Source organism: Trabulsiella odontotermitis, from assembly GCF_030053895.1.
Lineage (GTDB): Bacteria > Pseudomonadota > Gammaproteobacteria > Enterobacterales > Enterobacteriaceae > Trabulsiella > Trabulsiella odontotermitis_C.
The window spans coordinates 2859230-2877575 of the sequence record NZ_CP125781.1 but is presented as its reverse complement, the minus strand read 5'-3'; the positions used below and the strand labels follow the sequence as shown (position 1 = coordinate 2877575).

Genomic DNA, 18346 nt, shown 5'->3' with positions numbered 1-18346 from the left:
TCAGGTTTTTCTGTCGTTTTTTTATTCATTTTCAGGGAGTTGAATGATATGGATTTGCATGACAGACAGCCTCTTCCTGGAAGAATTTCTCTTGTTTCGTTCTCTTTTTGATACGACAATAACAGATTGTAGTTAAGGTGTGTTTTTGAGGGGGAAAGCATTAGTTTGCTTTCACATACTGGATTTTTGCGCAGTCCACTGGTAGCTGTAGAGCCAGGGGCGGTAGCGTTGATTAATTATAGTATTCCTAAACTGGAACTGCTAATTCAGATTTTATAGCAGGAACTATATGAGATCTATTACGTATTCATCTTTATTCCTTTATTTAAGTACTTTAGATTTGCAAAAATCTTGCTTGGATTTTGGGATGAACAGTGGCACTGAAGAGAAAAATAGATTACAAGATCAAATTGACTGTTAATCTTATTTGTTTTCTAAATGTTATCAGGAATTAAATAATGAGTATAGAGCTAAATAATTGCAAAGTGGGAATCATTGGTTTAGGCTATGTTGGCTTACCGTTAGCTGTTGAGTTTGGTAAAAAATACAATACACTTGGTTTTGATATTAATAAAAAAAGAATTATAGATTTAACAAACGGTGATGATTTTACTCTCGAATGTTCTTCAGAAGAATTGAGGTCAGCAAATCATTTAAGTTATTCTTGCGATTTAGAAATGTTACGTACATGTAATGTCTATATTGTAACTGTACCTACACCTATTGATGAGTACAAGCAACCGGATCTGACTCCTTTAGTAAAAGCTTCAGAAACATTAGGAAAAGTTCTGAAGCAGAATGATGTTGTAATATATGAATCGACAGTTTACCCTGGCGCTACAGAAGAAGTATGTATTCCTGTACTTGAAAGCATTTCAGGGTTGAAATTCAATAAAGATTTTTTTGCAGGATATAGTCCAGAACGAATCAATCCAGGTGATAAAGAACATCGTGTAACAACCATTAAAAAAGTTACTTCGGGCTCTACTCCGGCTATAGCCGAGTTCGTTGACCAATTATATAAAAGTATTATCATAGCGGGAACTCATAAAGCCTCATCTATTCAAGTTGCAGAGGCGGCAAAAGTGATTGAGAACACTCAACGTGATCTAAATATCGCATTAATCAATGAACTTGCGGTAATTTTTAATAAACTTGGCATCGATACAGAAGAAGTTTTAAAAGCCGCGGGTACTAAATGGAACTTTTTGCCATTCCGACCTGGCTTGGTAGGTGGGCACTGTATCGGAGTGGATCCGTATTACCTGACACATAAAGCACAAGCAATTGGCTACCATCCAGAAGTAATTCTTTCCGGGCGTCGTATCAACGATGCTATGAGCAAATATGTCGCTTCACAATTAGTTAAATCAATGATTAAGAAACGAGTGCAAGTTGAAGGGGCTCGAATTTTAATAATGGGTTTAACTTTCAAAGAAAATTGCCCTGACCTGCGAAATACCAAAGTTGTCGATATCATCACAGAATTAAAAGAATATAATATTTGCGTCGATGTTTATGACCCGTGGGTTAGCATAGAAGAAGCGAAGCATGAATATGGTATAGATGTGTTAGCCAAAAAGCCAACTAACACCTATGATGGTGTTATTTTTGCTGTGGCACATTCACAATTTGAAAAAATGGATAACACTGAAATAAAAGGGTTAATAAAAGGAAACGGCGTAATCTATGATCTCAAATATATTATTGATCCTGAGATTGTAGATATTCGGTTGTGATTTTCTACCATTTTTATGAAAATGTATTGTGACAAGGAATTATTGTGAAATTTGATGAAATCAAAAATTATCTGCTAGATAATCAGAAAACATGGTTGATAACCGGTGTGGCTGGTTTTATTGGCTCAAATCTTTTGGAGTCGTTACTCTCACTTAATCAAAAAGTGGTTGGTCTGGATAATTTTGCGACCGGTCATCAACACAATCTTGATGAGGTGCAATCATTGGTTTCTAAAGAACAATGGGAGCAATTCCGGTTTATCAAAGGTGATATTCGTGATCCAGAAACATGTCAAAAAGCAGCTACCGGAGTAAATTATGTTTTGCATGAAGCTGCGTTGGGTTCTGTGCCTCGCTCGATTGCAGATCCATTAACCACAAACGCTGCTAATATCACTGGATTCCTTAACATGCTAGTTGCGGCACGTGATCAGAACGTTGAAAGTTTTACCTATGCAGCGAGTAGTTCAACCTATGGTGATCATCCAGCGCTACCTAAGGTTGAAGAAAACATTGGCAATCCTCTTTCGCCATATGCGGTTACCAAATACGTTAACGAGCTTTATGCACAGGTTTTTGCTCGGACATATAATTTTAAAACCATCGGCCTACGCTATTTTAATGTATTCGGTAAAAGACAAGATCCAAATGGAGCTTATGCTGCTGTCATACCAAAATGGACTGCGTCTATGATTAATAATAATGACGTTGTCATTAATGGGGACGGTGAAACGAGTAGGGATTTTTGCTATATTAATAACGTTGTGCAAATGAACATTTTAGCTGCATTAGCGCCTGTCGAAGCTAAAAATGAAGTTTATAATGTTGCTGTTGGCGATAGAACAACATTAAATGAATTATTTGATGCTTTGAAAATAGCGCTTGGTAATAACAATGTTTCTTATGAGCAATCAGCAATCTATAAAGAGTTCCGCACGGGGGATGTTCGTCATTCTCAAGCTGATATTAATAAAGCCAAAAAACTATTAGGTTACTCACCAACCCATACTATATCACAAGGCATCAGTGAAGCTATGCCATGGTATGTAAACACTTTGCTAAATAATTAATTATAAAAGGTACTTAGCCTACATGTATGGTATCTGGAGTATAATAAAATGAAAGGAATTATTCTTGCCGGTGGTTCGGGGACACGGCTATACCCCATAACAAAAGGTATATCCAAACAGTTGCTCCCTATTTATGACAAGCCAATGATTTATTATCCACTATCAGTGCTAATGCTGGCAGGGATACGCGAAATATTGATCATCACCACTGAAGAAGATTCTGAAAATTTTCAGCGATTATTAGGTAATGGTGCACAGTTCGGCATACAGTTAGAGTTTGCAGTACAAGCAAAACCCGATGGGCTGGCCCAGGCATTCACTATAGGCGAGGCCTTTATTGGTAGCGACAATGTCTGTCTGGCGTTGGGTGATAATATCTTTTACGGGCAAGGCTTTTCTCCAAAGTTGAAAGAAGCAGCAGGGCGTAAAGTTGGAGCGACAGTCTTTGGCTACCAGGTTAAAGATCCTGAACGTTTCGGTGTAGTTCATTTCGATGAAAATAAACGAGCACTCTCGATTGAAGAAAAACCAAGGCATCCTAAATCGAATTATGCTGTTACAGGATTGTATTTTTATGACAATAAAGTTGTGGAAATCGCGAAAACTATTCAACCTTCAACTCGTGGTGAGTTAGAGATTACAAGCGTAAATGAAGTGTATTTGCAGCAAGGTGAACTTAATGTGGAGCTACTGGGACGGGGCTTTACTTGGCTTGATACAGGAACCCATCAAAGTTTGCTGGAAGCTTCACATTTTGTCGAAACTATTGAGCAACATCAAGGCTTTAAAATCGCTTGTCTGGAAGAGATTGCATATCACAACAAATGGCTGAGTAAAGAACAGATACTTCAGCAAGCGAACGAATCTATAAAAAATGGATACGGTCAATACTTAATGTCATTGATCAAGGAATAATCATGAGTAATAAGCCTATTTTCGTTACACGTCCTAACCTCCCTCCACTGGCTGAATTTATCCCTTATCTCGAAGAAATTTGGGAAAACAAACAACTGACGAATAATGGCCCGATGCACCAACAATTAGAAAAAGCATTGTGTAAATATCTCGGCGTAAGATATATTTGCTTGTTCAATAATGGCACGATTGCGTTGCAAACAGCCGTCCAGGCACTTGAGCTTTCAGGTGAGGTCATTACAACTCCTTACTCGTTTGTTGCAACCAGTCATTCTTTAGTTTTAAACGGTTTAAAACCTGTTTTTGTTGATATCGATCCCATAACATTAAATCTTGATCCATCTAAGATCGAAGCTGCAATAACACCTGAAACAACTGCTATCATGCCGGTGCATTGCTACGGTAACCCTTGTGATGTTAACGCCATCGAAGCTATTGCAAAAAAACATAATCTAAAGGTTATCTACGATGCAGCCCATGCTTTTGGTGTTGAGGACGACCAGGGTAGTGTACTTCGCCATGGTGACTTGAGCGTACTTAGCTTCCATGCAACAAAAGTATTCAATACATTTGAAGGCGGCGCTATAATTTGTTCTAGCAAAGAAATGAAAGAGCGAATTGAACGTTTGAAAAATTTTGGCTACGAAAACGAACTTACCATCAATACTATTGGTTCAAATGGTAAAATGAGTGAGGTCAATGCGGCTTTTGGTTTACTTCAGTTAAATTATATGGAGAAGTTTCTTTCCGGTAGAAGCCGAGTTAATTCCTACTATCATAAAAATTTATCTTCAATTGATGGCATCACTATTGTACCCTCTGCGGGCCAAAAAACATCTAACTATTCATATTTTCCAATTTTGATTGAAGACGCATATCCGCTGTCCCGTGATGAATTAGATGAATTATTGAAAGCGAATAACATTATTGCTCGTCGCTATTTTTACCCGATAATTTCTGAATTCAATGTTTATAAAAAGAATACTTTTTTCGTAAACCATGATACAGCTGTAGCGCTTAATATATCTCATAAAGTATTGTGCTTGCCTATGTATCCAGAGTTAGATGAGTCTGATCTTGAAAGGATTGTGGGGCTTATTAGAAGTGCTGCTTGAGGTTATAATTGGGATTGCGCGTTTTATTAGATTTTGATGCGGATAAGCCATGAGTGTTGAGCTATCGTTTTCGCTTAGTTGCTATAAAATAACCTAATGTCTTATAGGTTGGATTGATGGTATTGTATACACTTTGACCCAAAGTAAAGCAACAAATTATAGTTGTATTACAAGGTTCATATAATTCGCAGATGCGCAATAATAAGTGATTGTAATAAAATATCAAAAAAAAGCTTCGTAAAGTCGGTACACATGGAAAGTTGGTGTTGGAAGCTTCTATGTGTATTGATATTGGTAAGCGCTAACCTTGCTAGTAGATATATTAAGCAGCTTCGATAATTTGTTATTCCATTGTTATTATCACGAGATATTCCTGACGTGTCTTTTAAAAAAAATATTATTGCAAATTATGTAAGCCAAATTTATGTTAGCGCCATAGGAATACTGATTCTCCCTTTATACATAAAATACATGGGAGCTGAGGCTTATGGGTTAATTGGTTTTTTTACAATGTTACAATCATGGTTTACTCTGCTCGATCTGGGGCTAACGCCTACTATTGGAAGAGAAACTGCTCGCTATTATGGAGGTTCAACGAATGCGTTAGACTACCGGAAATTACTGAGAGCACTGAATGTGATTTTTGTAAGTATTGCCGTTGTCGGGGGAGGATTACTATTTTTTTCTGCTGGAGATATTACTAAATATTGGTTACATATTAATACATTGCCATTGTCTGAAGTCGTGTTAAGCATAAAGGTTATTGCTGTATGTGTTGCATTAAGGTGGCTTTGTGGTCTCTATCGAGGTGTAATTACCGGGGCGGAAAAACTAATTTGGCTAAGCTCTTTTAACGTCGTAATCTGTACACTGCGATTTATTTTCGTTTTTTTTACAATGTATATATTTGGTTTTACTCCTGTTGTATTTTTCCTGCATCAGTTTACTATTGCGATAATTGAATTTAGCGGTTTTTTCTTTATAAGTAGGCATCTTATTCCGGGCTCAAAAGGTCTAGGAAAAATCGGCTGGTCGTTTAGGCCTGTGAGATCAGTGCTGACATTTTCGCTTACGATCGCTTTTACCTCGTCTATTTGGGTAATGATAACACAAACGGATAAGTTAGTTCTCTCTGGAATATTATCACTGAAAGAATATGGACATTTCACTCTGGCTGTACTGGTTGCCAGCGGGATAATGATTATTAGTGGCCCCATAAGCACTGCTTTATTGCCGCGATTTGCGCGACTTCATGCTGAAGGTAGCAATGACAAATTATTAGCTTTATATAATAGTACTACGCAGTTAGTTTGTGTCATAGCAAGCTCAACTTCAGTTGTGTTAGCTTTTTGTTCGGAACCTTTGCTTTATATCTGGACAGGTGATCGGGGGTTAGCACATGATAGTGCTCCAATTCTTTCTGCCTATGCTGTTGGCAATGGCTTGTTGGCAGTATCGGCTTTCCCATATTATCTTCAATATGCCAGAGGTAAACTTAAATACCATTTTGTCGGCAATTTAGTAATGCTATTTTCTTTGATTCCATTGATTGTTTTTATGGCTAAAAACTATGGTGGAGTTGGAGCTGGTTATGCATGGGTGTTTACTAATTTATTGTATCTACTAGTTTGGGTTGGTTTTGTACACTCAAAGCTTGAACCCGGATTACACATAAAATGGTTCTTTAATAATATCGTTAGAGTATATATTCCAGTAATAATCACAGGATATGTTTTTAATTACTTATACAATTTTCAATTTGATAGAATTAAAGATTTATTGATGATAGTTCTCTTATCGAGCGTGAGCTTGGGCATTGCTGTTTTATCTTCAAGCGAAGCAATGAAAATACTGCGAAATAAATTGACAAAAAATGAAAAACCAAATTAAAGTTTCTATTTGTGTTGTGACTTATAATCAAGGAGCTTATATTGGCCCTTGTCTGGAATCTTTGCTTAATCAGTGCTGCGGTTTTGAGTATGAAATTATTATCGGTGATGATGCTTCGACTGATGGTACTGTTGATGTCATAAAACGTTATGCATCTAAGTATCCTCAACTGATAACAACAATTTTACATGAGAAAAACGTTGGTGCTTTTCAGAATATACTATCTGTATATAAAATAGCCAGAGGGAAATATATTGCACATATTGACGGGGATGATCTGGCGGCACGTGAAAAAATCTCTTTGCAAGCTAAGGTACTGGATGATAATTCTGACTGTTGTATCGTTTCGCATGAAGTTTGTTTGATTGATAAAAATGGGAAAAGAATCAAGGAAAAATACAAAGATTTTCCTCAAGGTATATATAATAAGTATGATTTATATATGAACTTGCCTTTTTTTGCTCATTCTTCAAAAATGTTCCGGAATGATCTCAAAGATTCGTTCTGGGGTGAATTGACTGACAGTGCAATAGATATCGAAATACACACAAGGCAGGTTTGTAAGGGAAATATTTATCATATCAATGACTCTTTAGGTTCTTATAGAGTTTTTACTGGTATGTCTGTTAATAATAAAAAAATCAATCCGTTACTTGTATCAGCATGTCATCGTATCTTCCAAAAGGCTCTATTAGATGGTGATAATAAAAATTTTGTTAAAAGAGCTTATGCCAGAGCTCTTTTCAAATATGCCTATCAATCCGCGGTTTTAGGTGATTCAGACGGTATGCGTTTATATATTCGTAAGTCAATACAGCTTAAGTTAATATCTGCAAAACAAATATGTTTTTTTATTTTTTCTTTTACTCCGGGTTTGGTGGTTTTATTGTGCAAATTAAGAGCGTCATTGCGTTTTACAGAGTTAAAATCTAATGTATGAATATTTTTATTGTTTTCAGGTGCTTGGTTTGTAATTTTATAAATACCTTCATGGTTGGAGTTTTTCTATTAATTAAAATGAGTTTGAAGATATGCTGGCTCTTAACCCGGTAGTGCTCTTAATCATTCTGTATTTATTTGTGAATTTCCTGACGATGGTCTTGGGATGCATGAACGATGGAGTTAAGGTAGAGACTACTTTTTTCAAAATTAGTGCTGAATCATTAGTCTATTCGTTTATCCTACAGGTTTCCTGCCTTCTTTTTTTATATGTATTATATAGATTATTTTATAAAAAAATATCACATAATGATTTGACATTAGGTAATTCGTGGGGAGCGGTGTTGTTTATTATACAATTCACATTTGCTCTGTTTAATTATAAAATGGGAATAAACACTGCAGGCAGCACTGAAAGAATTGAAGGTGGCTCATTCACAAACTATCTTTTTATTCTTCTTCAGCCTGATAATATTGCTATAATTATTTCACTTTGCTTAAAATCCCCTTTTCTGTTTTGGCTAAATATTGTGGCCTATACTTTCTCGATGTTATTACGCGGATGGATGAGTGGTATTTTTATTATTTTTTTTCTTATCTTGTCTCGTTACCCTTATGCTAAAATTTCTTTAAAATCCTTTATCAGATTGTTTTTTTGCTTACTAATATTACTGGCCGTGATGCCCGCGATCATAGAGGCGAAATGGGCAATGCGGACTGGGGTATCAGCTCTATCTTTTATAAGTGGAATTCCTTCTTACTTTACAATTGATAGATATTCAATGGGCACTGATTACCTGTTGAATCGTTTTCAACATGTAGGACATCTAGCATTAATTCTAGATAATTCCTCTGCATTATATAGAGAATATTCGGAGAATAAATTTTCTGGTTATTACTGGGAAGGGTTGCCTCAAATTGTCATATCAAAGCTTTTAAATATTGAAGTTAATAAAGTAACTACATATTTGGTGGGCTATTTTTTTAATATACCTAATCCATCATGGAATATTAATGTTGGGCTTGTTGGTTGGCTTTTTATATTGAGGGGAGAGTCGGTATTTTTCGTCTTTTATATTCTGGCTATTCTTTGTCTTCCTTATTATATTGTATCAAAATATGCTGGGAAAAAACTATTAAATATTTTGTCGTGTTTCTCAATTGTTTTTTTATTTCATGGGTGGTTAGGTGCATATGTTAACTTAGCGATTTACGCCTGTCTAATAAGTTTGTTGGCAAACACAAAAATTTATATACGTTCCTCGTGAAAAATAGGATAGTTATGTGTGGCTTAGCAGGTTTCATTAATATAAATAAAAAAGGCACTGATATTAATAATGTCCTTATATCAATGGCTGATGTGCTTTATCGCCGTGGGCCTGATGGTACTGGGACGTGGTATGATTCCGAGGCTGGTATTGGATTGGTTCATACTCGACTGGCTATAATTGACCTTTCTAGTGCAGGTCACCAGCCTATGTCTTCTTCATGTGGACGATATGTTATTACTTTTAATGGTGAAATATATAATCATCTGGAATTAAGAAAACTATTGCAAAAGGATAATGAAATCCAATGGCGTGGTCATTCCGATACGGAAACACTGTTGTCTTGTTTTAGTTTCTGGGGCATTGAAAAAACATTGCAATCATGTGTTGGTATGTTTTCTATTGCTTTATGGGATAAATTAGAAAATAAATTGACGCTAGCGCGTGACAGAGTGGGGGAAAAGCCTCTTTATTGGGGGTGGCAAAATGATACTCTGCTATTTGGATCGGAACTTAAAGCATTAAAAGTCCATCCTGATTTCTCTGCTGATATTAATCGCGATGCGCTTTGTCTATTGATGCGTCACAGTTACATTCCAGCACCGCATACCATATATGCTGGAATTTACAAATTGATGCCGGGTCACTACATTACTTTTTCAGCGGGTGGCACAAATCAGCATGTTGCATCAACTGCATATTGGTCGATGAATGATGTTATAGAAGCGGGTCTTTCAAATCCGTTCGAAGGTAGCCAAAGTGAATGTACTGATCGGTTGGAAGAGATAATTTCCGCAAGTATTCGTGATCAAATGTTGTCAGATGTGCCATTAGGAGCTTTTCTTAGTGGTGGTGTGGACAGCAGCCTGATAGTTTCCTTAATGCAAAAGTTCTCATCAATTCCAGTTAAGACGTTCGCAATCGGTTTCGAAGATGAGCGTTTTGATGAAGCACCTTATGCAGCCGCTGTTGCCAGACACTTGGGCACTGATCATACTGATATGTATGTTTCAGAAAAAGACATCCTTGAGCTTATACCTTCGTTGCCGGATATCTATTGCGAACCCTTTGCTGACAGTTCTCAGCTTCCTACCATCATGGTGTCAAAAATGGCGCGTCAGCATGTTACTGTTGCGTTAAGTGGTGATGCAGGAGATGAACTATTTGGTGGCTATACTCCATATCAGTTTACGCCGCGATATTGGAGTTCAGTGAAACGCATCCCTCTCGCATTAAGAGGATTCATTGCGAAAAACGCACAAAGCCTGCCACTGCCACAGAAATTACAAAAACTCGCGACTTGTTTGGACGCAGCTTCCCGAGAGGCATTTTATCTAAAGATCATTAGCCACTGGCAATTACCTGAATCAGTCGTTTTGAAAGGGTGTGAGCCTTATACTGCGTTTAACAATCCGGAATTGTGGCCTAAAACGGATAATTTCGTTGAATGGATGATGGCAACTGATGCCTTGGTCTATATGACGGACGATATTTTAGTGAAAGTAGATCGCGCGGCAATGTACAGTAGCCTCGAGACTCGAGTTCCTTTGTTAGATCATCGCGTTATTGAGTTTGCCTGGCAAATGCCATTCGATTCTAAGATCCGAAACGGAACGGGTAAGTTGCCATTGAGAGATATTCTCTATCGTTATGTTCCACGTGAAATGATCGAGCGCCCGAAAAAAGGGTTCTCTGTGCCATTAGCAAATTGGCTACGTGGTCCCCTTAGGGATTGGGCTGAGTTTCTTCTCAATGAAGAACGCCTGGATAGAGAAGGCTATTTTAATGCTTCCGTCATTCGCAGCCGATGGGAAAAGCATCTGACAGGAAAAAAGGACTATTCTCGACAATTATGGAACGTTCTGATGTTTCAGGCCTGGCTGGAGAAAAACCATTGAGAGTCGTTCATATCATTATCGGCTTAAATGTTGGCGGTGCGGAACTCATGCTAAAACGCCTTATCCTTGAGCAGAGAACGGAACCTGCAATTGAACATATTGTCATTTCTCTAACTGACCATGGAACGCTCGGTGACGAATTAAGACACTCAGGGATCCAAATAGAAGCATTAGGAATGCGTTCTTTTTTTGGTGCATTACGCTGTTTTTATCGGCTGCGCCGACGCCTGCTTATATTACATCCGGATATTGTACATACATGGATGTACCATAGTGATCTCTTAGGTGGACTGGCAGCGCGGAGCCTGGGGTTACGTAACATCATCTGGTGTGTACGTAGTACTGATATTAATAAAGGTGGGAGCAAGCTTACTCTATTAATTCGAAATGCTTGTGCTATTTTATCTGGTATTCTCCCAATACGGATAGTTTATGCGGCTGAAGCCTCACGAAAAGTTCATGAAAAACTTGGATACAGACCTGAAAAATCTCAAGTTATTCCGAATGGATTTGATCTGTCTCGTTTAAGTGCAAGTGATGACCTGGTTAATATCCTCAAGGAGAATCTAGGTATTCAGGGTTACCATCGAGTGGTAATCTCCGTAGGTCGTTATAGCCCAGTAAAAGATCACCTTACATTCATACAAGCCGCCGCGGAATTGGCCCAAGATGATAAGAACCTACGCTTTCTGATGGTCGGTCGGGATTTAACTTCTGACAATAGCGCATTGATGAATGCTATTAATCTCACTGGTTACGCGGAACAATTTATACTCGCAGGGGAACGTAATGACATACCATGTTGTCTGAAGGCTTCGGACATATTTTGCCTTCATTCAGTAACCGAAGGGTTTCCCAATGTTTTGGGTGAAGCTATGGCTATGGGAGTGCCTTCCGTCACCACAGATGTTGGAGATGCTTCCTTTCTCATTGGTATGAGACAATATGTTGTTCCAGCAAAGCAACCGGTTCAGTTAGCCCAATGCCTTCGTTCACTCCTTAGTATGGATTTCTCAGAGAGAAAGGAGTTAGGACTGGCGCTGCAAAAAAGAATAAAAGAAAATTTTTCAATGCATAGCATTTCGCAAAAATATCTCAACCTCTATCAAAAGATTAATAATGGCTAAGCTTGCTTTTGTTATTAACAATGTGGATTTTCTCTTATCGCATAGATTACCGATTCTGCTTGCTGCGCAACAGCGCGGGTATGCGGTTTGTGTGATCGCACCAAATGCGGAGAATGATGAACGCTTAAGAAAAATAGGTGTGTCATGCCATAATATTACGCTATCACGTGGTGGGAATAATCCAATAACTGACATCCGGACAGTTTTTCAGCTTGTCCGGATTTTCAAAAAAATCCGTCCAGATATTATCCATTTAGTCACTATCAAGCCGGTATTATATGGTGGGCTTGCCGCTCGATTGTCACATGTTCCAGCAGTTGTTGCTGCTGTGTCGGGTTTAGGGACGGTTTTTCTTAGTGAAGGTATAGTTAGTAGTATTCGGCGCTGGTTTGTAGCAAAGCTTTATAGACTTGCTTTTGCACAAAAGAAAATCGCTGTGATATTTCAGAATCCAGACGATAAAAATTTAATGCTCGCTTTCAAGGCATTAAAAGAATCGCAGACTCGCCTTGTCCGAGGGTCTGGGGTCGATTTGAAAAATTACCCATTCCGGGCAGAAAATATGCATGGGAATGTTGTGGTGATGGCTGCACGATTGCTACGAGATAAAGGCGTATATGAGTTTGTTGAAGCTGCGCGCATCCTTAAATCTCGCGGGGAAATAATAGAAATGCGATTAATAGGTGCTCCTGATCCTTGTAATCCAACGAGTATCACTGACACTGAATTGCAGGCATGGAAGACAGAAGATGTTGTGAGTTTACAAGGATACCGGAGTGATATTGCTGAGCAGTATTCGCAGGCTAATATTATATGCTTGCCGTCATATCGCGAGGGATTACCGAAAGCTTTAGTTGAGGCTGCGGCTTGTGGAAGAGCAGTAATCACCACAGATGTACCAGGTTGCCGTGATGCTATAGAACCTTCAGAGACGGGTATATTAGTCAACGTCCGTGATGCAGTTTCATTAGCAGATGCGATTCAATATTTATATGAGCATCCAGAAGAGCGCATAAAAATGGGCATTGCGGGAAGACTTTTAGCGGAACGTGCCTTCTCTATTGATAAAATAGTGGAACAACATCTTACGATTTATCAACAATTGCATTAAATTTCTCGCTAAATCGCTAGAGTGTGCAGAACTTGTGCTCTATTTTGAATTTCAACGCAGAAATAACATACAATGAAGCCCTTGGTAATGAGCTCCCAAAGGCTACCCGACAGCACCAATACTGAGTTAACATCTAAGCCACATTTCAAGCCGCGCACACGTCGCGGCGACCACACCAGACAGGAGTTTTGTAATGTCCAAACAGCAGATCGGCGTCGTTGGTATGGCGGTGATGGGGCGCAACCTGGCGCTCAACATTGAGAGCCGTGGTTATACCGTCTCCATTTTCAACCGCTCCCGCGAAAAAACTGAAGAAGTTGTTGCCGAAAATCCGGGCAAAAAACTGGTTCCTTATTACTCCGTTCAGGAGTTCGTCGAGTCTCTCGAAACGCCGCGCCGCATCCTGCTGATGGTGAAAGCCGGTGCGGGTACTGATGCTGCTATCGATTCCCTGAAACCGTACCTTGATAAGGGCGACATCATCATTGATGGCGGTAATACCTTCTTCCAGGACACCATTCGTCGTAACCGTGAACTGTCTGCTGATGGCTTTAACTTCATCGGTACCGGTGTTTCCGGCGGCGAAGAGGGCGCGCTGAAAGGTCCTTCCATCATGCCTGGTGGTCAGAAAGAAGCGTATGAACTGGTTGCGCCAATCCTGACCAAAATCGCTGCGGTGGCGGAAGATGGTGAGCCTTGCGTGACCTATATTGGTCCGGATGGTGCGGGTCACTATGTGAAAATGGTTCACAACGGCATCGAATACGGCGACATGCAGCTGATTGCCGAAGCGTATGCTCTGCTGAAAGGCGGCCTGAACCTCTCCAATGACGAGCTGGCAAATGTCTTCTCTGAGTGGAACGAAGGCGAGCTGAATAGCTACCTCATCGACATCACCAAAGACATCTTCACGAAAAAAGATGAAGAGGGTAAATACCTGGTTGATGTGATCCTTGATGAAGCGGCAAACAAAGGTACCGGTAAATGGACCAGTCAGAGCTCTCTGGATCTCGGCGAACCGCTGTCGCTGATTACCGAATCCGTCTTTGCACGTTACATCTCTTCCCTGAAAACGCAACGTGTTGCTGCTTCCAAAGTGCTGTCTGGCCCGCAGGCCAAACCGGCAGGGGATAAAGCCGAGTTTGTTGAGAAAGTCCGCCGTGCGCTGTACCTCGGTAAAATCGTCTCTTACGCGCAGGGCTTCTCTCAGCTGCGTGCCGCGTCCGACGAGCACAACTGGGATCTGAACTACGGCGAGATTGCAAAAATCTTCCGTGCCGGTTGCATCATCCGCGCTCAGTTCCTGCAGAAAATCACTGACGCCTATGCTGAAAACAAAGGCATTGCCAACCTGCTGTTAGCGCCTTACTTCAAGAAAGTCGCTGATGATTACCAGCAGGCGCTGCGTGATGTCGTGGCCTATGCAGTACAAAACGGTATTCCGGTGCCGACCTTCTCCGCCGCGGTTGCCTACTACGACAGCTACCGTTCTGCGGTACTGCCTGCAAACCTGATTCAGGCACAACGTGACTACTTCGGTGCACACACTTACAAGCGCACTGATAAAGACGGCGTGTTCCACACCGAATGGCTGGATTAATCTGATTTAGCCTTAGTACTGAATGCAGCCCGAAGCTTGTCTTCGGGCTTTTTTATGCCTGCTATGGCTGACTTTTTACATTGCAAGTTTCATCAACCACGACTCAATGTCTTGTCTGATAAGGGATTCAGCGCCTTGACAGTCCGTTGACTGAAGAGGTAAAACCCCACTCAGTCCTTGATTATCGTGACGGCTAGCGTGCCGTCGCCACGGTTAAACTCACATAAGTTGCAATCGAATGAAAATAACTATCTCCGGTACTGGTTACGTTGGCTTGTCAAATGGCATCCTGATCGCACAACACCATGAAGTCGTCGCACTGGATATCGTGCAGGCTAAGGTGGATATGCTGAACAAGAAGCAATCCCCTATCATCGATAAAGAAATTGAAGATTATCTCGCTAATAAACCGCTGAATTTTCGTGCGACGACCGATAAGCACGATGCCTATCGCGATGCCGATTATGTGATTATCGCGACTCCGACCGATTACGATCCGAAGACGAACTACTTCAATACGTCCTCCGTAGAAGCGGTGATCCGTGATGTTATCGAGATCAACCCGAAGGCAGTGATGGTGATTAAATCCACCATTCCGGTCGGTTTCACCAACTCGATTAAAGAAAAATTCGGTATCGACAATGTTCTGTTCTCGCCGGAATTCCTCCGTGAAGGCCGTGCGCTGTACGACAACCTGCACCCGTCACGCATTGTCATCGGTGAACGTTCCGAGCGTGCTAAGCGTTTTGCGGCGCTGTTGCAGGAAGGAGCGATTAAGAAAGATATCCCGACGCTGTTTACTGACTCCACTGAAGCGGAAGCTATCAAGTTGTTCGCCAACACCTTTCTGGCAATGCGCGTCGCCTACTTCAACGAGCTGGACAGCTATGCGGAAAGTCTGGGGCTGAACTCTCGTCAGATTATCGAAGGCGTATGTCTGGATCCGCGCATCGGCAATCACTATAACAACCCATCCTTTGGCTACGGCGGTTATTGCCTGCCGAAAGACACCAAACAGCTACTGGCAAACTATGACCAGGTGCCGAATAACCTCATCTCAGCCATCGTTGATGCCAACCGTACACGTAAAGACTTTATTGCTGACTCCATCCTGGCGCGTAAGCCGAAGGTAGTAGGGGTGTATCGCCTGATCATGAAGAGTGGTTCCGATAACTTCCGCGCCTCTTCCATTCAGGGGATCATGAAGCGCATCAAAGCCAAAGGCGTCGAAGTCATTGTCTACGAGCCGGTGATGCAAGAAGATGAATTTTTCCGCTCTCGCGTGGTGCGTGATCTGGACGCATTCAAGAAGGAAGCGGATGTGATTGTTTCCAACCGAATGGCGGAAGAACTGTCAGACGTGGCGGATAAGGTTTATACCCGCGATCTGTTTGGTAACGACTAATCCTTCGACGTTGTTAACCCCCGGTGGCCGGGGGTTAAACAGATTCAGACGTTATAGAACCCACGATACCAGTCAACGAAGTTTTTCACCCCGTCTTTCACAGACGTCTGTGGTTTAAAGCCAATCACCTCATACAGCGCTTTGGTATCGGCGCTGGTGTTCAGCACGTCGCCCGGCTGAATTGGCATCATGTTCTTGTCTGCTTCAATGCCTAACGCCTCTTCCAGTGCCGTGATGTAATCCATCAATTCGACGGGCGAACTGTTACCGATGTTATAAACGCGGTAAGGGGCGGAGCTGGTTGCCGGGGAACCGGTTTCCACGGTCCATTCCGGGTTAGCTTCCGGGATCACATCCTGCAGACGAATAATGGCTTCGGCAATGTCATCAATATAGGTGAAGTCACGCTTCATCTTGCCGTAGTTGTAAACGTCAATGCTTTTGCCTTCAATCATCGCTTTAGTGAATTTAAACAACGCCATATCCGGGCGTCCCCACGGGCCATACACGGTGAAAAAGCGCAAGCCCGTGGTGGGCAGACCGTAAAGGTGTGAGTAGGTGTGCGACATCAACTCGTTGGCTTTCTTGGTTGCCGCATACAGCGATACCGGATGATCAACAGAGTCATCGGTGGAGAACGGCATTTTGCGGTTCAGGCCATAGACCGAGCTGGATGACGCATACAGCAGGTGTTGAACACGGTTATGCCGGCAGCCTTCGAGGATGTTCAGATGCCCAAGCAGGTTCGACTCGGCGTACGCATGCGGGTTTTCCAGCGAATAACGCACACCGGCTTGCGCGGCAAGGTGAATCACACGATCAAACTTCTCGCTGGCGAACAGGGCTTCCATCGCTGGGCGGTCTGCCAGATCGATTTTATGGAAGCTGAACAGCGGGGAGACAAGCCGGTCAAGGCGCGCCTGCTTCAGACTCACATCGTAGTAATCATTGAGATTATCGATTCCCACCACCTGATGTCCCGCTTTCAGTAGTCGCTCGCTGACGTGAAAACCGATAAAACCGGCGGCTCCTGTTACCAGATATTTCATAGCATTCCCTCAAAACACGCGTTCAGGAAGGCGCTCTCACCTTCATCTGTTACGAAAGGCAAAATAATACCCGTCGAAGGTGAAAAAAGATAATCATAATCTACAATTAACATTGCCACTGAAACAGGTAAATTCCTCGAAAATCAGGATAAATTCTGATAGTAATCGGCAGGTTAATCCGTAAACTAAATCACTTTGTGAATAGTCCATCTTTGTCCTATATAAGGTTCGTATGACACAAGATAACAATAATGGAACTGACGCGCGCCGTGTCGACTCCGAACAGATTGATTTAATTGACGTAGTGATACAACTTTGGCGTGGAAAAGTGACGATCGGCGTCTGTATTATCATTGCCATTCTTGTCGCGGCAGGATACCTGTTTATTGCGAAAGAAAAATGGACATCCACAGCGATTATTACCCAACCTGACACAGCGCAAATCGCCACTTACAGCAACGCGTTGAATATTCTGTATGGCAATGCCGCGCCCAATGTCACTGATTTGCAGACACGGGTGGTTGATCGCTTTAATTCAGCGTTTTCCGCACTGGCGGAATCACTCAATAATCAGGAAAAACCAGAAAAACTGGCTATTGAGCCAGTGGTAAAAACCGAAAAGGTTCCGCTGCAGATTACCTACCAGGGGCAGACTGCCGAAGGTGCGCAACAGCAACTGGCGAAGTATATTCAGCAGGTTGACGAGCAGATCGCGAAAGAAATCGATGTTGACCTGAAAGACAACATCACGCTGCAGATTGGCACACTGAGTGATTCCCTGGAAACCCAGGAGAAGGTGGCGCAGGAGCAGAAAGATCTGCGCATTAAGCAGATTCAGGAAGCACTGAAGTTTGCTGAGCAGGCCAATATTACTAAACCGCAGGTACAACAAACGCAGGACGTCACTCAGGACACCATGTTCCTGCTGGGTAGCGATGCACTGAACTCGATGATTCAGAATGAATCCACGCGTCCGCTGGTGTTCTCGCCTGCGTACTTCCAGACCAAACAGACACTGCTGGACATCCAGAACCTGAAAGTCGATCCGACCACCATTCATGCTTACCGTTACGTTATGAAACCTGATTTGCCGGTTTATCGCGACAGTCCGAAACGGGCGTTGACGCTGGTACTGGCGGTGCTGCTGGGTGGGATGATTGGCGCGGGAGTGGTGCTGGGGCGCAACGCTGTACGCAGCTATCGACCGAAACAGTAATTGA

14 protein-coding genes are annotated in these 18346 nt (G+C 41.6%); 13 read left to right on the top strand and 1 reads right to left on the bottom strand.

Translation table 11 applies throughout. From position 1 onward, the window contains the following. Nucleotides 1-458: 458 nt before the first annotated feature. The 12 genes from tviB (at nucleotide 459) to ugd (ending at nucleotide 16077) form a co-directional block, all read left to right on the top strand. Nucleotides 459-1739 carry a Vi polysaccharide biosynthesis UDP-N-acetylglucosamine C-6 dehydrogenase TviB gene (gene tviB / locus QMG90_RS13840; protein WP_283280217.1) on the top strand — a complete coding sequence of 427 codons (1281 nt, stop codon included), beginning with the start codon at nucleotides 459-461 and terminating at the stop codon, nucleotides 1737-1739. 41 nt (nucleotides 1740-1780) lie between these two features. After that, nucleotides 1781-2809 (top strand): NAD-dependent epimerase/dehydratase family protein, encoded by a 1029-nt coding sequence (locus tag QMG90_RS13835; protein WP_430381691.1) that lies wholly within the window; start codon nucleotides 1781-1783, stop codon nucleotides 2807-2809. Between the two features lie 48 nt (nucleotides 2810-2857). Further along, nucleotides 2858-3724, top strand: a complete 867-nt coding sequence (gene rfbA / locus QMG90_RS13830) for a glucose-1-phosphate thymidylyltransferase RfbA (RefSeq protein WP_283280215.1) — start codon at nucleotides 2858-2860, stop codon at nucleotides 3722-3724. A gap of 2 nt (nucleotides 3725-3726) precedes the next feature. Beyond that, on the top strand, nucleotides 3727-4839 hold the full coding sequence (locus QMG90_RS13825) for a DegT/DnrJ/EryC1/StrS family aminotransferase (protein ID WP_283280214.1): 1113 nt from the start codon (nucleotides 3727-3729) through the stop codon (nucleotides 4837-4839). A gap of 378 nt (nucleotides 4840-5217) precedes the next feature. Further along, nucleotides 5218-6729 (top strand): oligosaccharide flippase family protein, encoded by a 1512-nt coding sequence (locus tag QMG90_RS13820; RefSeq protein WP_283280213.1) that lies wholly within the window; start codon nucleotides 5218-5220, stop codon nucleotides 6727-6729. Beyond that, nucleotides 6713-7669, top strand: a complete 957-nt coding sequence (locus QMG90_RS13815) for a glycosyltransferase family 2 protein (protein ID WP_283280212.1) — start codon at nucleotides 6713-6715, stop codon at nucleotides 7667-7669. The genes QMG90_RS13820 and QMG90_RS13815 overlap by 17 nt, the downstream gene beginning before the upstream one ends. A 91-nt stretch (nucleotides 7670-7760) precedes the next feature. Further along, a complete protein-coding gene (gene wzy, locus QMG90_RS13810) occupies nucleotides 7761-8936 on the top strand; it encodes an oligosaccharide repeat unit polymerase (RefSeq protein ID WP_346733122.1) in 1176 nt (391 codons plus the stop codon). Nucleotides 8937-8950: 14 nt separating this feature from the next. Continuing rightward, a complete protein-coding gene (gene asnB / locus QMG90_RS13805; protein WP_283280211.1) occupies nucleotides 8951-10834 on the top strand; it encodes an asparagine synthase (glutamine-hydrolyzing) in 1884 nt (627 codons plus the stop codon). Beyond that, nucleotides 10789-11961 carry a glycosyltransferase family 4 protein gene (locus QMG90_RS13800; protein ID WP_283280210.1) on the top strand — a complete coding sequence of 391 codons (1173 nt, stop codon included), beginning with the start codon at nucleotides 10789-10791 and terminating at the stop codon, nucleotides 11959-11961. Before asnB ends, QMG90_RS13800 begins: the two co-directional genes overlap by 46 nt. After that, the gene (locus QMG90_RS13795; RefSeq protein WP_283280209.1) at nucleotides 11954-13072 is read left to right on the top strand and encodes a glycosyltransferase family 4 protein; all 1119 of its coding nucleotides are present in this window, start codon (nucleotides 11954-11956) and stop codon (nucleotides 13070-13072) included. Before QMG90_RS13800 ends, QMG90_RS13795 begins: the two co-directional genes overlap by 8 nt. Before the next feature lie 193 nt (nucleotides 13073-13265). Further along, nucleotides 13266-14672: an NADP-dependent phosphogluconate dehydrogenase gene (gene gndA / locus QMG90_RS13790; RefSeq protein WP_283280208.1), complete on the top strand. Its 1407-nt coding sequence runs from the start codon at nucleotides 13266-13268 to the stop codon at nucleotides 14670-14672. 238 nt (nucleotides 14673-14910) lie between these two features. Next, the gene (ugd, locus tag QMG90_RS13785) at nucleotides 14911-16077 is read left to right on the top strand and encodes a UDP-glucose 6-dehydrogenase (RefSeq protein WP_283280207.1); all 1167 of its coding nucleotides are present in this window, start codon (nucleotides 14911-14913) and stop codon (nucleotides 16075-16077) included. Between the two features lie 44 nt (nucleotides 16078-16121). On the opposite strand, the gene QMG90_RS13780 is transcribed toward ugd, so the two are convergent. Further along, on the bottom strand, nucleotides 16122-17126 hold the full coding sequence (locus tag QMG90_RS13780) for an NAD-dependent epimerase (protein ID WP_283280206.1): 1005 nt from the start codon (nucleotides 17124-17126) through the stop codon (nucleotides 16122-16124). Nucleotides 17127-17358: 232 nt separating this feature from the next. Here QMG90_RS13780 and wzzB point away from each other — a divergent pair, with 232 nt between their 5' ends. Then, nucleotides 17359-18342 (top strand): LPS O-antigen chain length determinant protein WzzB, encoded by a 984-nt coding sequence (wzzB, locus tag QMG90_RS13775; protein WP_283280205.1) that lies wholly within the window; start codon nucleotides 17359-17361, stop codon nucleotides 18340-18342. Nucleotides 18343-18346 lie beyond the last annotated feature (4 nt).

Coding starts and splice junctions, on each gene's coding strand:
- tviB (WP_283280217.1), top strand. CDS start 459: ATGAGTATAGAGCTAAATAATTGCAAAGTGGGAATCATTGGTTTAGGC.
- rfbA (WP_283280215.1), top strand. CDS start 2,858: ATGAAAGGAATTATTCTTGCCGGTGGTTCGGGGACACGGCTATACCCC.
- QMG90_RS13825 (WP_283280214.1), top strand. CDS start 3,727: ATGAGTAATAAGCCTATTTTCGTTACACGTCCTAACCTCCCTCCACTG.
- QMG90_RS13815 (WP_283280212.1), top strand. CDS start 6,713: ATGAAAAACCAAATTAAAGTTTCTATTTGTGTTGTGACTTATAATCAA.
- wzy (WP_346733122.1), top strand. CDS start 7,761: ATGCTGGCTCTTAACCCGGTAGTGCTCTTAATCATTCTGTATTTATTT.
- asnB (WP_283280211.1), top strand. CDS start 8,951: ATGTGTGGCTTAGCAGGTTTCATTAATATAAATAAAAAAGGCACTGAT.
- QMG90_RS13800 (WP_283280210.1), top strand. CDS start 10,789: ATGGAACGTTCTGATGTTTCAGGCCTGGCTGGAGAAAAACCATTGAGA.
- QMG90_RS13795 (WP_283280209.1), top strand. CDS start 11,954: ATGGCTAAGCTTGCTTTTGTTATTAACAATGTGGATTTTCTCTTATCG.
- gndA (WP_283280208.1), top strand. CDS start 13,266: ATGTCCAAACAGCAGATCGGCGTCGTTGGTATGGCGGTGATGGGGCGC.
- ugd (WP_283280207.1), top strand. CDS start 14,911: ATGAAAATAACTATCTCCGGTACTGGTTACGTTGGCTTGTCAAATGGC.
- QMG90_RS13780 (WP_283280206.1), bottom strand. CDS start 17,126: ATGAAATATCTGGTAACAGGAGCCGCCGGTTTTATCGGTTTTCACGTC.
- wzzB (WP_283280205.1), top strand. CDS start 17,359: ATGACACAAGATAACAATAATGGAACTGACGCGCGCCGTGTCGACTCC.